General features: G+C 63.9%; 12 protein-coding genes. 7 read left to right on the top strand and 5 right to left on the bottom strand.

Features of this window, described 5'->3' with window-relative positions:
- The 4 genes from QLG03_RS03200 to QLG03_RS03185 all read left to right on the top strand — a co-directional run bounded on the left by QLG03_RS03200 (position 1) and on the right by QLG03_RS03185 (position 4,720).
- On the top strand, positions 1-1,179 hold the full coding sequence (locus QLG03_RS03200) for an ABC transporter substrate-binding protein (RefSeq protein ID WP_023289288.1): 1,179 nt from the start codon (positions 1-3) through the stop codon (positions 1,177-1,179).
- A complete protein-coding gene (locus QLG03_RS03195) occupies positions 1,152-2,687 on the top strand; it encodes an ABC transporter permease subunit (protein WP_178944400.1) in 1,536 nt (511 codons plus the stop codon). Before QLG03_RS03200 ends, QLG03_RS03195 begins: the two co-directional genes overlap by 28 nt.
- Positions 2,687-3,319 (top strand): ATP-binding cassette domain-containing protein, encoded by a 633-nt coding sequence (locus QLG03_RS03190; protein ID WP_048334784.1) that lies wholly within the window; start codon positions 2,687-2,689, stop codon positions 3,317-3,319. Before QLG03_RS03195 ends, QLG03_RS03190 begins: the two co-directional genes overlap by 1 nt.
- Positions 3,320-3,412: 93 nt before the next feature.
- Positions 3,413-4,720, top strand: a complete 1,308-nt coding sequence (locus tag QLG03_RS03185) for a sulfurtransferase (protein WP_023289285.1) — start codon at positions 3,413-3,415, stop codon at positions 4,718-4,720.
- Between the two features lie 51 nt (positions 4,721-4,771).
- Here QLG03_RS03185 and QLG03_RS03180 read toward each other — a convergent pair whose 3' ends face one another.
- Positions 4,772-5,386, bottom strand: a complete 615-nt coding sequence (locus tag QLG03_RS03180) for a CDP-alcohol phosphatidyltransferase family protein (RefSeq protein ID WP_032452514.1) — start codon at positions 5,384-5,386, stop codon at positions 4,772-4,774.
- A gap of 86 nt (positions 5,387-5,472) precedes the next feature.
- Here QLG03_RS03180 and QLG03_RS03175 point away from each other — a divergent pair, with 86 nt between their 5' ends.
- Together QLG03_RS03175 and gdhA are read left to right on the top strand one after the other, a co-directional pair.
- On the top strand, positions 5,473-5,883 hold the full coding sequence (locus QLG03_RS03175; RefSeq protein ID WP_255987251.1) for a pyrimidine (deoxy)nucleoside triphosphate diphosphatase: 411 nt from the start codon (positions 5,473-5,475) through the stop codon (positions 5,881-5,883).
- Between the two features lie 182 nt (positions 5,884-6,065).
- Positions 6,066-7,409: an NADP-specific glutamate dehydrogenase gene (gene gdhA, locus QLG03_RS03170; protein WP_255987250.1), complete on the top strand. Its 1,344-nt coding sequence runs from the start codon at positions 6,066-6,068 to the stop codon at positions 7,407-7,409.
- A 43-nt stretch (positions 7,410-7,452) separates the two neighbouring features.
- Here the strand turns inward: gdhA and QLG03_RS03165 are convergent, their stop codons facing one another.
- From QLG03_RS03165 to selD, 3 genes are all read right to left on the bottom strand, one after another.
- Complete coding sequence (locus tag QLG03_RS03165; protein WP_032452513.1) at positions 7,453-8,433, bottom strand: NAD(P)H-quinone oxidoreductase; 981 nt, start codon at positions 8,431-8,433, stop codon at positions 7,453-7,455.
- Between the two features lie 174 nt (positions 8,434-8,607).
- Positions 8,608-10,554, bottom strand: coding sequence for a DNA topoisomerase III (locus tag QLG03_RS03160; protein WP_023289280.1), 1,947 nt, complete (start codon positions 10,552-10,554; stop codon positions 8,608-8,610).
- Between the two features lie 4 nt (positions 10,555-10,558).
- Positions 10,559-11,602: a selenide, water dikinase SelD gene (selD, locus tag QLG03_RS03155; RefSeq protein WP_044522394.1), complete on the bottom strand. Its 1,044-nt coding sequence runs from the start codon at positions 11,600-11,602 to the stop codon at positions 10,559-10,561.
- A 225-nt stretch (positions 11,603-11,827) separates the two neighbouring features.
- On the opposite strand from selD, the gene phoC reads away from it, so the two are divergent.
- A complete protein-coding gene (gene phoC / locus QLG03_RS03150) occupies positions 11,828-12,574 on the top strand; it encodes an acid phosphatase PhoC (protein ID WP_008807621.1) in 747 nt (248 codons plus the stop codon).
- Positions 12,575-13,046: 472 nt separating this feature from the next.
- Here the strand turns inward: phoC and QLG03_RS03145 are convergent, their stop codons facing one another.
- Positions 13,047-13,598, bottom strand: coding sequence for an NAD(P)H nitroreductase (locus QLG03_RS03145; protein WP_023289278.1), 552 nt, complete (start codon positions 13,596-13,598; stop codon positions 13,047-13,049).
- Between the last annotated feature and the right edge of the window lie 156 nt (positions 13,599-13,754).

Here is a 13,754-nt window from a genome sequence, read left to right as displayed (position 1 = left end):
ATGCGCCGTTTGCGTGATTTCAGCCTCTGTCTGTACCTGCTGCTGCTCTGGCCGCTGGTGGTGAATGCCGACGACAGCTGGCGGCAGACCCAGACGGAAGCCCGTGGCCAGACCGTCTGGTTTAACGCCTGGGGCGGCGACCCGGCCGTCAACCGCTATCTGGCGTGGGTCAGCGAGGAGGTCAAACGCCACTACGCGATCGACCTGCGTATTGTCCCCATCGCCGACGCCGCCGACGCGGTGAAACGCATCCAGACTGAGGCGCAGGCTGGCCGTCGCCGCGGCGGTTCGGTGGATTTACTGTGGATCAACGGCGAAAACTTTCACACCCTAAAACAGGCCAACCTGCTGCTCACCGGCTGGGCCGAATCGCTGCCCAACTGGCGCTATGTCGATCGGCAAAAGCCGGTTCAGGAAGATTTTTCTGTCGCCACCGAGGGCGCCGAGTCGCCGTGGGGCAGCGCCCAGCTGACGTTTATCGCCCGCCGCGAACAAACCCCGCAGCCTCCCACCAGCCCGCAGGCGCTGCTGGCCTTCGCCAGAGCCCATCCGGGCAGCGTAACCTACCCGCGGCCACCGGACTTCACCGGTACCGCCCTGCTGGAGCAACTGCTGATCGCCCTCACCGACCAGCCTGCCGCCCTGCGCCAGCCGCCCCAGACGGCGACTTTCGCGGCGGTCACCGCCCCGCTGTGGCGCTATCTCGATACGCTGCACCCGGCGCTGTGGCGGGCGGGCAAGGATTTCCCGGCGTCGCCGGCGCGGATGGACGCCATGCTCAACCAGGGCACCCTCCGCCTGTCGCTGACGTTTAATCCGCTCCATGCCCGGCAGAAGGCCGCCAGCGGGGAGTTACCGGCGGACAGCTACAGCTTCGGCTTTACCGGAGGGACCCTCGGCAACGTCCATTTCGTGACTATTCCGGCCAACGCGCGCGCCGTCGCCGCCGCCAAAGTGGTGGCCAATTTCCTGCTCTCCCCTGAGGCGCAATTGCGCAAGGCGGATGCCGCCGTCTGGGGCGATCCAAGCGTCCTGGACCCGCAGCGTCTACCTGACAAGCAGCGCCAGGCGCTGGCGGCCACCCTGCCGCAGGATCTGCCGCCGGTGCTTGCCGAGCCGCACGCGGCGTGGGTTGACGCACTGGAGCAGGAATGGCTGCGCCGCTACGGTACCCACTGATTCTGCTGGCCTGGGGGACGATGGCGGCAATCTATCTGCCCTTATTCCCCGCCGCCGCAGGGCTGGTGTGGCCGGCGCTCTTCCCGGTCCACTGGCGGGCGCTGTTCGCCGACCCGCAGCTGGGCCAGGCGCTGGCCGCCACCCTTGTTTCCACGCTGCTGTCCGTCGGCGGCGCGTTACTGATCGCCCTGACCATCGTCGCCGCCCTCTGGCCTTCGGCCCGCTGGCGGCGACTGGCTTCCCGCCTGCCCTTGCTGCTGGCGGTGCCCCATCTTGCCCTGGCGACGGCGGCGCTGCTGCTGTTCGCCGAAGGCGGCTGGATCTGGCAGCGGCTGCCGTTTTTGACGCCGCCGGTCGACCGGTACGGCATCGGGCTTGGCCTGACGATGGCCCTGAAAGAGAGCGCCTTTGTGCTGTGGGTGATCTACGGCCTGCTGGGGGAGGCGCGCCTCGCCGACCAGGCGACAGCGCTAAAGAGCCTCGGCTACGGCCGCTGGCAGTGCCTGCGCTGGCTGGTGCTGCCTGGGCTGCTGCCCGCCCTCGGCATGGTGCTGCTGGCCGCCGCGGCCTGGAGCCTGTCGACGGTAGAAGTCGCCCTGGTGCTGGGGCCCGGCAATCCACCCACCCTCGCCGTGCTGGCGTGGCAGTGGTTAAGCCAGGGCGATGACCTGCAGCAGGCGAAAGGGGCGCTGGCCAGCCTGCTGCTGCTGGCGATCCTCGGCGGGCTGGCGCTGGTCGCCTGGGGCGGATGGCGGCTACAGCGTCGACGCCTGCCCGATCTGCGCGGCTTTCGGCATCCCCATCCCCACGCCCTGCCCGGCCGCCTGCTGGCGAGTGCCCTGCCGCTGAGCGGCCTGCTGTGCGCGCTATTGCTGGCGGGGCTGGCGCGCTCGGCGCCGCCGCAGATCGAGGCATTGATTAACAGCCTTGGTCTGGCGCTGGCGGCCTGCGCCCTCGGCGCGGCCGTCTGCCTGCTGTGGCTGGCCTGCGGCCCGGCGCGGGGAGATGGCTGGGTCTGGCTGCCGCTGGTGCTGCCGGCCCTGCCGCTGGCCGACGGCCAGTACCGGCTGGCGCTGTACGCCTGGCTAGACGGCGAATGGTGGACCGTCCTGTGGGGCCATCTGCTGTGGGTGGTGCCGTGGATGCTGTTTATTTTGCGCCCGGCCTGGCGCCAGCGCGATCCGCGGATGGCGGTGATCGCCCGCACGCTCGGCTGGGATCCCACGCGTATTTTCTGGCTGCTGACCCTGCCCTCGCTGACCCGCCCGCTGCTAACCGCCCTGGCGGTGGGTTTCTCGGTGAGCATTGCGCAGTATCTGCCAACGCTATGGCTGGGGGCAGGCCGTATCCCGACGCTTACCAGCCAGGCGGTGGCGCTCAGCAGCGGCGGCGAGGCGCAGACGCTCGCCGCCCAGGCGCTGTGGCAATTACTGCTGCCGGCGGTATGCTTTACCCTGACGTCCCTGCTGGCCTGGCTGGCGGGCCGCTATCGACGAGGACTTCGCTAGTGCTAACCGTAAACCATCTGACTCTGAGCGTGAAACGTCAGCCGCTGCTGCGGGAGGTCGCCTTCTCGGTGGCCCCGGGTGAAGTGCTGACGCTGATGGGCCCTTCCGGCAGCGGAAAATCGACGCTGTTTGCATGGATGATTGGCGCTCTGGCCGGCGACTTCCGCGCCGAGGGCGAGCTGTGGCTCAACGATCGGCGCTGCGATACGCTGCCGACGGAGCGCCGGCGCATCGGCATCCTGTTTCAGGACCCGTTGCTGTTCGACCATTTCAGCGTCGGGCAAAATTTACAGCTGGCGCTACCGGAAAGCGTGCGCGGCGAGGCGCGAAAAGCCGCGGTGGAGCAGGCGCTCAGTCGCGCCGGGCTGCATGGCTTCGCCGCGCGCGACCCGGCCACGCTCTCCGGCGGACAGCGGGCGCGGGTGAGTCTGCTGCGCGCCCTGCTGGCGCGCCCCGAGGCGCTGCTGCTGGATGAGCCCTTCAGCCGCCTGGATGCCACCCTGCGCGCCGCGTTCCGCCGCTGGGTATTTGAGGAACTGGCCCGCCAGGCCATTCCGGCGATCCTGGTGACCCACGATCGCGAGGACTGTCCGCCGACGGGGCGCTGCCTGGCGATGGAGCGCTGGCAATGAAGCGCAATAGCGTGCAAACCTGCGTTACCGCAAAGAAATCAACGCCTGGCAAGCGGAGAATACGCCCTCCACTTTTTACCGTCGGGCATTTCGATGAAACGTGTTTCTCAATTGACCGCACTCGCCCTGCTCATGGGGCTTGCTGCTACCACCACCTGCGCCGCTGAAACCATGCCAGCGCTCACCCTCTCCCACCTGCAACAGCAGCACGGCGTGGCCATCGACACCCGCCTGAGCGCTTATTACAACGGCTGGCCGCAGCACGTCAACGGCCCGGAAGGTCATGAGCCGCAGGCGCTGAACCTTTCCGCCCGCTGGCTCGGCGCCATGAGCGACGAGCAGCTCGACAGCTGGGCTAAACAGCACCAGCTCCAGCCCGATACCCCCATCGCGCTGTACGGCAGTCCTGAGGATAACGCCAGCGTCGCGGCGCGACTGAAACAAGCGGGCTTCACCCGGCTCAACGTCCTGAGCGACGCTCTGAGCCAGGGCGACCGTCTGCAAAAGCTGCCGCACTTTGAACAGCTGGTCTACCCGCAGTGGCTGCACGATCTGCAGCAAGGGAAAAGCGTGGCTGCCGCCCCGGCCGGCGACTGGAAGGTGTTTGAGGCCGCCTGGGGAGCGCCGAAGCTCTATCTGCTGAGCCATATCCCGGGCGCGGGCTATATCGACACCAATGAGGTGGAGAGCGAACCGCTGTGGAATAAAGTCTCCGATGCGCAGCTGAAGGCGATGCTGGCGAAGCACGGCATCCGCCATGACACCACGGTGATCCTCTACGGTCGCGACGTCTACGCCGCGGCGCGGGTGGCGCAGATCATGCTGTACGCCGGCGTCAAAGACGTGCGCCTGCTGGACGGCGGCTGGCAGACCTGGTCCGACGCTGGTCTGCCGGTGGCGCGCGGCATGCCGCCGACGCCGCAGCCGGCGCCGGATTTTGGCGCGCCGATCCCCGGCCAGCCGCAGCTGATGCTGGATACCGGGCAGGCCCGCGGTCTGCTGCACCGCCAGGACGCCTCGCTGGTCAGCGTCCGCTCGTGGCCGGAGTTTATCGGCACCACCAGCGGCTACAGCTATATCAAACCGAAGGGCGACATCGCCGGCGCCCGCTGGGGCCATGCCGGAAGCGACTCCACGCACATGGAAGACTTCCATAACCCGGACGGCACCATGCGCAGCGCCGACGATATCGCCGCCCTGTGGCGCCAGTGGAACATCCTGCCTGACCAGCAGGTGGCGTTCTATTGCGGGACCGGCTGGCGGGCCTCGGAAACCTTCATGTATGCCCGGGCCATGGGCTGGCCGCACGTCGCCGTCTATGACGGCGGCTGGTACGAATGGAGCAGCAACCCGCACAACCCGGTCGCCCGCGGAGAACGCGGCCCGGAAAGCAGTCAGTAACGCGTCCCACCCGCGCGCGTCGCCCCCTGCCGGCGACGCGCGATTTTCCGCTCACGCCACCCGCTTTAAGGTCCGGTAGCCGCTGGCGATACGCGTCGCCGTCGTCAGCCAGCATAGCGCGCCAAACAGCCACGCCAGCCAGGCGAAATGCGCCGGAAACAAGCAGCTGAGGACAAACAGCAGGATAGTCTCCGTCCCCTCCGTCAGCCCCCCGAGATAGTGCAGCGATTTATGGGCATAGCCGGGATTGGCGATCTGGTGCTTTGCCGCCAGCGCGGCAAAGGCGAGAAAGCTGCTGCCGGTGCCGATAAAGGCAAACAGCAGCCAGCCGCCCGCCAGGGCGTTATTTTGCGGATCCGCCAGGATAAAACCGAACGGCACCAGGGCATAGAAGAGAAAATCCAGTGAGATATCGAGAAAACCGCCGGCGTCGCTAAGCCCGCGCCGCCGCGCCAGGGCGCCGTCCAGGCCGTCCAGCAGGCGGTTGAGAAGAATGGCCGCCAGCGCCGCGCCATACCACCCTAATGCCAGAAATGGCAGAGCCAGCGCGCCGATGGCAAAACCGAGCAGCGTCAGCCCGTCTGGCGAAATACCCGGGCGGTCAAGCGCGCCGGCGGCAGCGTTAAGCAGAGGTTTGAGGCGAGGATGCAAGTGGCTATCAAGCACAGGGGTCTCCAGCAGAGTTGGCGGTTGTCAGTAAAGGTCTATGGCGGTGATAATAGGCCAGTTTGGTCTTATTAACGTTGATGCTTATGCTAAAAATGATTGAAGTTGTCGCCGCCATTATTGAACAGGATGACAAAATTCTGCTGGCGCAGCGCCCGCCCCACGCCGACCAGCCGGGAATGTGGGAATTCGCCGGCGGCAAAGTGGAGTCGGGTGAAAGCCAGCCGCAGGCGCTGGCCCGGGAGCTGCGGGAGGAGATGGGCATCATCGCCCACCCGGCATGCTATATCGCCAGCCATCAGCGGGAAGTCTCCGGTCGCCAGATCCATCTGCACGCCTGGTGGGTACCGAACTTTCAGGGCGCGCCGCTGGCCCACTATCACAGCCAGCTGCGCTGGTGCCTTCCTGCCGACGCCCTAACCCTCGATCTCGCCCCGGCCGATATCCCCCTCCTGCATGCCTTTATCGCCCAGCGCCCGTCCCTTTCTCCCCGCTGATCCGCTCGCCGCCTCGTCATCGTTTTTAGTTATGACGGGCGGGCAATTATAAATTTTGCTGACGGCTTAATTTTTCCTTGCTTGCCTAAGGATTAGCGGTGTTATAGTCGGAAAATCGGTTTTTTCAAGGACCGAATCATAATAAATACACGCAACCACAACCATAAGGGGAACTTATATCTATGGAGCAGACGTGCACTCTGGAAGGCTTTCTCGCCCGCGTTCAACAGCGCGATCCTCATCAAACCGAATTTGCTCAAGCCGTCCGGGAGGTCATGACCACCCTGTGGCCTTTCCTTGAGGAAAATCCGCGCTATCGTCAGCTTGCTTTGCTGGAACGTCTGGTGGAACCGGAGCGCGTGATCCAGTTCCGCGTGGTGTGGGTGGACGACCGCAATCAGGTCCAGGTCAACCGCGCGTGGCGCGTGCAGTTCAACTCGGCCATCGGCCCGTATAAGGGCGGGATGCGCTTCCATCCGTCGGTGAATCTGTCGATTCTCAAATTCCTTGGCTTCGAGCAGACCTTCAAAAACGCCCTGACCACCCTGCCGATGGGCGGCGGGAAAGGCGGCAGCGATTTCGATCCTAAAGGCAAGAGCGATGGCGAAGTAATGCGCTTCTGCCAGGCGCTGATGACCGAGCTCTATCGCCATCTTGGCCCGGATACCGACGTACCGGCAGGCGATATCGGCGTCGGCGGCCGCGAGGTCGGCTTTATGGCCGGCATGATGCGCAAACTCTCTAACAACAGCGCCTGCGTCTTCACCGGTAAAGGCCTCTCCTTCGGCGGCAGCCTGATCCGTCCGGAAGCCACCGGTTACGGCCTGATCTACTTCACCGAAGCAATGCTCAAACGTCACGGCCTCGGCTTCGAAGGCGCTCGCGTGGCGGTCTCCGGCTCCGGCAACGTCGCGCAATACGCCATTGAGAAAGCGATGGAGCTTGGCGCGCGGGTGGTCACCGCCTCCGACTCCAACGGCACCGTCGTTGACGAGGCGGGCTTCACCAAAGAAAAACTGGCCCGCCTGATCGACATCAAAGAGCGTGCCCACGGCCGGGTGGCCGACTACGCCCGCGAGTTTGGCCTCACCTATCTCGAAGGCCAGCAGCCATGGTCAGTGCCAGTGGATATCGCCTTGCCTTGCGCCACTCAGAACGAACTGGACGTCGATGCCGCCCGCCAGCTGATTGCCAACGGCGTGAAGGCCGTGGCGGAAGGCGCCAACATGCCGACCACCATCGCCGCGACCGATCTGTTCCTTGAAGCTGGCGTGCTGTTTGCCCCGGGCAAAGCGGCCAACGCCGGCGGCGTGGCGACGTCCGGTCTGGAGATGGCGCAGAACGCCGCGCGCATGGGCTGGAAAGCGGAAAAAGTGGATGCTCGCCTGCATCACATTATGCTGGATATCCACCACGCCTGCGTGCAGTACGGCGGTGAAGCGAAGCAGACCAACTACGTGCGCGGCGCCAATATCGCCGGTTTCGTGAAGGTGGCGGATGCCATGCTGGCCCAGGGCGTGATTTAACCTCCCCTGACGCCCTCCCGGCGGCTGCCCGCCGGGAGGCGTCTCACGACGTCATCGTGATCACCACTTTCCCCAGATGCTGACCACTGTCCAGACAGGCATGCGCCTCGGCAATCTCCGCCATCGGGTAGCTGGCGTAGATCATCGGCTTGCATTTCCCTGCCTCAAGCAGCGGCCAGACGTGGCGCCGCAGCGCCTCGGCAATCTCCTGTTTCTCCGCCGCCGTCCGGCCGCGCATGGTGGAGCCGGTGACGGTGGCCCGCTTGAGCATCAGGGTCTGAATATCCACCTCATGAGCGATTCGCCCGCCCATAAAGCCGATGATCACCAGCCGTCCGTCCTTTTTCAGTAGCCCCAGGTTGCGGTTAAAGTAAGGGCCGCCCACGATATCCAGAATGACATCCACCCCTTCATCGTTGGTCAGTTGGTGAATTTTCTCTGCGAAATCTTCGGTTTTGTAGTTGATCGCCGTGGCGTAGGGTCGCAGCGCGGCAATTTTTTCGTCCTGGCCGACGGTGGCATAGACGCTCATCCCCAGCGCGTGACACAGCAGGACCGCGGTGGTGCCAATCCCGCTGGCGCCGCCGTGGATCAGAATGCTCTCGCCGGACTGCAGCTTACCGAGCTGGAAAACGTTCGCCCACACGGTGAAGAAGGTTTCCGGAATGGCGGCCGCTTCGCTAAAGCTGAGGCCCGCCGGGATCGGCAGCGTCTGGCCTGCCGGGACGGCGCAGTATTCGGCATACCCGCCGCCGTTGGTCAGCGCGCAGACGCGATCCCCGGGGGCAAAGGTTGTGACCTGCGCGCCGACCTTCACGACCACGCCCGCCACCTCGAGGCCGGGCACGGGGGTGACGCCCTCAGGCATGGGATACAGCCCCTGGCGCTGCAGAATATCCGGCCGGTTGACGCCCGCCGCTTTCACTTCGATGAGCACCTCATGCTCCCCGACGGTGGGGATCTCACCTTCGCGGATCTGCAATACTTCCGGGCCGCCCGGTTGGCTGATAGCGATATATTTCACGGGTCCTCCTTATCGCCTGGGAGAGAAATGAGCAACGGCATCGGGAAGGGCAATGGGCATCCCTGTTGTGAGGGGGTCGTCAACCCCTTCCCGGCTGTTTAGTGTAGACCATTGACCTGGCGGGGGGAGAAACGGCGGCCGCGGGGAATCGCATCCTCGCGGCCGCCGGGCGGGTTATTGCGGCGGTGGCGCGGCATCGTCTGCTGCTTTTTTGCCTTTCGCTTTGCCTTTGCCCTTACTGAAGGATTTTTTCGCCCCGCCAGGCGCCACCAGACCGCGGAACTGGCGCACCGGCGTGCTGCGCGCCTGCTCGATCAGCTGATACAGCGTCCCCACCAGCGGCTGCATAAAGTCCTGATAGCGGCACTGTTTCTCGCTGATTTGCGTCAATACCGACTCCCAGTGGGCGGTCATGTCCGGTCGCCCGGCCATCTCCGGCAGGGAATGAATCAGCGCCCTTCCGGCCTCCGAGGAGTGAATATAGCGCCCCTTTTTGCTCAGGAAACCGCGCTTAAACAGCAGTTCGATAATCCCGGCGCGGGTTGCTTCGGTGCCGAGGCCGTCGGTGGCGCGGAGGATCTTCTTCAGATCTTTATCCTGCACGAAGCGGGCAATCCCGGTCATCGCCGACAGCAGCGTGGCGTCGGTAAAGTGGCGCGGCGGCTGCGTCTGGCGCTCCACCACCTCGCCCCTCTCGCACAGCAGTTCATCGCCTTTGGCCACCACCGGCAGCGGCGTGCCGTCGTTCTCTTCATCGCGCTCTTTGCTGCCAAGCAGCGTCCGCCAGCCCGCCTCGGCCAGAAAACGCGCTTTAGCGACAAATTTGCCGTTGGCGATCTCAAGGTCAATCTGGCATTTACGGAACACCGCGTCAGGGCAGAACTGCATCAGATACTGCCGGGCGATCAGGGTGTAGACCTTCGCTTCGTTATCGGTGAGTTTGACCTGGCTGCTGCGGGCGGTCGGGATAATCGCATGGTGCGCGTCGACCTTTTTATCATCCCAGCAGCGGTTGCGGATCTCCGGATCCACCACCGGCTGCGGCAGCAGATCCGCCGCATGGACGGCAATCGCATTCAGCACCGCATGGCGGCCGGCGAAATGCTCTTCCGGCAGGTAGCGGCTGTCCGAACGCGGATAGGTGATGAGCTTGTGGGTTTCATACAGCTTCTGGCAGATATCCAGCACGTTTTGCGCGCTGAAGCCGAAACGTTTGGCCGCCTCAATCTGCAGCGCCGACAGCGAAAACGGCAGCGGCGCGGGTTCGGAATCGCGCTTATCGTTATAGCCGGTCACCAGCGCCGGCTGGCCTTCGATACGCTTAACCACGTGCTCGGCCAGCGGACGATGCAGCAGGCGCCCTTCTTCATCCTGGTAAGGTTCGCAGGCTTCGCTCGGCACCCAGGTCGCGACAAAGCGCTCCTCCTGCGGCGTGACGATATGCGCTTTGACGTCGAAGAAATCTTTGGCGACGAAGTTTTCAATCTCTTCATCGCGGCGCACCACCAGGCCGAGCACCGGGGTCTGCACCCGCCCCACGGAGAGCACCCCCTGATAGCCGGCGTTGCGCCCCAGCAGAGTATAGGCCCGGGTCATATTGATGCCGTACAGCCAGTCGGCGCGCGCCCGCGCCAGCGCCGACACGCAAAGCGGCACAAACTCGCTGTTGGCGCGCAGGCGGTTGATCGCCCGCTCCACCGCCTGCGGGTTGAGATCGTTTATCAGACAGCGCTGCACCTGCTGGCGCTTCTCCGGCGCCAGCTGCAGGTAGTCGAGGACCTCGTCCACCAGCAGTTGCCCTTCACGGTCGGGGTCGCCAGCGTGGATAACCTCCTCGGCGTCGCCGAGCAGGCGCTTGATCACATTCAGCTGTTTGGTGACCGAAGGTTTGGGCTGCAGCTGCCATTTCTCCGGCACAATCGGCAGGTCGGTGAGATTCCAGCGGGCATAGCGACTGTCATAGACGTCCGGCTGCGCCTGCTCCAGCAGGTGACCGATACACCAGGTGACCACCTGCCCGTTGCCGCACTCAATATAGCCATCGCCTTTGCGGTGCGGTTTAGGCAACACATCGGCGATAGCCCGACCGAGACTCGGTTTTTCTGCAATAAACAACCGCATCGAATCAACGGATCTCGATCATCGGTCGCCCGCCACGGGCGGTCACCAGCTCGCCGATGGCGGCCAGCTTAATACCGAACTCCGCCGCGGCGGCCTGGACTTCCGCCTCCGCCTCCGGGGTCACCGCCAGCAGCAGACCGCCTGAGGTCTGTGGGTCGCACAGCAGATCGCGCCACGCCGTCGGCATCTCGCCCATCAAATGGCCGTAGCTGGCAAAGTTGCGCCCGGTGCCGCCCGGCACCGCGCCGGCGGCGATATACTCCTCCACCCCCGGCAGTTTCGGGATATCGGCATAGCGCAGTTGCGCCTGCACGCCGGCCCCGCGGCACACCTCGCTGAGGTGGCCGAGCAGGCCAAAGCCGGTGACGTCGGTCATCGCCTTCACCCCGTCGATAGCGGCAAACGCGGCGCCGGCGAGGTTCATCTGGCACATGGTCTCCGTCGCCAGCCCCTGATGCTCTGGCTTGAGCAGCGATTTTTTCTCCGCGGTGGTCAGCACGCCGATCCCCAGCGGTTTGGTGAGATACAGTTTGCAGCCCGCCTGCGCGGTGCTGTTTTTCTTGATGCGCTCGGTGGGCACCACGCCGGTGACCGCCAGACCAAAGATCGGCTCCGGAGCGTCAATGGAGTGGCCGCCCGCCAGCGCGATCCCGGCCTGCTGGCAGGCAAAGCGCCCGCCCTCCACCACGTCGCGGGCGATTTCCGGCGCCAGGGTGTTGATCGGCCAGCCGAGAATGGCAATCGCCATAATCGGTTTCCCGCCCATGGCGAAAATATCGCTGATGGCGTTGGTGGCGGCAATGCGGCCAAAGTCGAACGGATTATCGACAATCGGCATAAAGAAGTCGGTGGTGCTGACGATTGACGTGCCATTACCAAGATCGTAAACGGCGGCATCATCGCTGGTTTCGTTGCCGACAAGCAGGTTCGGGTCGACAAACTTCGCCTGCTCGCTATGCAGGATGGTTTCCAGCACTTTCGGGGAAATTTTACAACCACAACCGGCTCCGTGGCTGTATTGCGTTAAACGAATGGCTTGCTCGCTCATGGACATCTCCTGTCATTGCAATCCCGCTATGTTAGCGCCCAAACGTCAGGGTGGTAAGTACGACAGTCTGAAATCGCGTATGGTTGCTCATTAAGCAGACAAAAAGCCGTTTTTGCGAGACGCGGCAATTTTTTCCCGACCATTTTCACTTTTACTTAAAGATGACAGAAATGTGACAACCCAGGACTGTCTTCTCTGGAATGATTATGACGTAAGGAAATTCTAATGAAAAAGCGTGTTCTTGCCCTTTGCCTGGCCAGTTTCTTCTCCGTTAACGCCTTCGCGCTGGTTCCCCCCGGTAACGATGTCACCACCAAGCCCGATCTCTACTATCTGACCAATGCCCAGGCCATCGACAGCCTGGCGCTGTTGCCGCCGCCGCCGGCGGTGGGCAGTATCGCGTTCTTAAACGATCAGGCGATGTATGAGCAGGGGCGCTTGCTGCGCAACACCGAGCGCGGGAAGCTGGCGGCAGAGGATGCCAACCTCAGCGCGGGCGGCGTGGCTAACGCTTTCTCCAGCGCCTTTGGCTCGCCGATCACCGAAAAGGACGCGCCGCAGCTCCATAAGCTGCTGACCAATATGATTGAAGACGCCGGCGATCTGGCGACCCGCGGCGCGAAAGAGAAGTATATGCGCATTCGCCCGTTTGCCTTCTACGGTGTCTCCACCTGCAACACCACCGAGCAGGACAAGCTGTCGAAAAACGGCTCTTACCCATCCGGGCATACCTCCATCGGCTGGGCCACCGCCCTGGTGCTGGCAGAGATCAACCCGCAGCGGCAGAACGAAATTTTGAAGCGCGGCTATGAGCTCGGCGAGAGCCGGGTGATCTGCGGCTATCACTGGCAGAGCGATGTCGATGCGGCGCGCATCGTCGGCTCCGCGGTGGTCGCCACGCTGCACACCAACCCGGCCTTCCAGCAGCAGTTGCAGAAAGCCAAAGACGAATTCGCCAAAACGCAGAAGTAACGTCATCGCCGTTGAACTCCCGGATACGGCGCCTGGCGCGCCTTATCCGGGCTACCTTTGGGGCTGCAGGCCGGGTAAGGCGCACGCCGCCACCCGGCATAGATGCGGCTCCGAGCCTGCTGCCATCGCCCGGCGGCGCTGTGCTTGCGCGGGCCTACATTGAGGGGTAACCGTCTGATATCGGGATGGTTATGTAGGCCGGGTAAGACGCAGCCGCCACCCGGCGAAATAACGGCACAATCGTAAATTTCCCTGCTCGCGCTGCGCTTAGCAGGGCTACCACTCCTGTGTTATGTCCGGGCAGATGGCGCTCCCGATATATCCTCTTCGTTATGTCTGGCATGGCGCAGGGAGCGCACAGGGGGCGGCCAGCACCGGCAGTTTCAGTAACAATGGTGAAAAAATTAACGACAGGTCGCACGAATGTAGGCCGGGTAAGGCGCAGCCGCCACCCGGCGTAACACGCGCTGACTCAGAATCGCGTCACAAACGGCGCGGTATCCGGCAGGGCAATGGTGGTTGAGGCTTTCAGCTGCGGCGTGCCCAGATAGAGGAAGCCGACGATTTTATCCTGCTCGCGGCACCCGAAGCCGGCCCGCACCACCGGGCTCTCGGTCAATGCTCCGCTGCGCCAGATGCCGTTGAATCCCTGGGCCAGGGCCGCCATCTGCATCGCCATCACCGCGCAGCCAGCGGACATCTCCTGCTCCCAGCGCGGCACCTTCGGGTGGTCTTCACAGCGCGCCACTACGGTAATGATCAGCGGCGCGCGAAACGGCGCATTGCGGGCTTTCTCTATGCCCTTCTCATCCTGGCCGGCCTCCCGGGCCCCCTTTTCCAGCAGCTGACTAAAGCGTTCGCGGCCGTCATCGGCGATAATGAAAAAGCGCCACGGCTGCAGGGCGCCATGATCCGGGGCGCGCAGCCCGGCGCGCAGAATGTTTTCCAGCTGTTCGCCGGCCGGGGCCGGTTCCGCCAGGCGGGAAGCGCTGCGGCGATTAAGCAGTAGGTCGAGAGCATCCATCTGTATAACTCCTGTGATGTCATTTTTCATAAAATTAACATGCACAAGGATTTTGTTACAGCGCGGTCGGTGATTCCTGCTGACAACCGACGGCTCACTCTTTAGGATAGCCAGACGCGGCGGCCCCTGCGGCCTGCCCATTTTTAGATAACGTTA

Source organism: Klebsiella sp. V115_8 (assembly GCF_029967715.1).
Classification (GTDB): domain Bacteria; phylum Pseudomonadota; class Gammaproteobacteria; order Enterobacterales; family Enterobacteriaceae; genus Klebsiella; species Klebsiella quasipneumoniae.
This window is presented reverse-complemented; position numbering and strand designations above follow the sequence as displayed.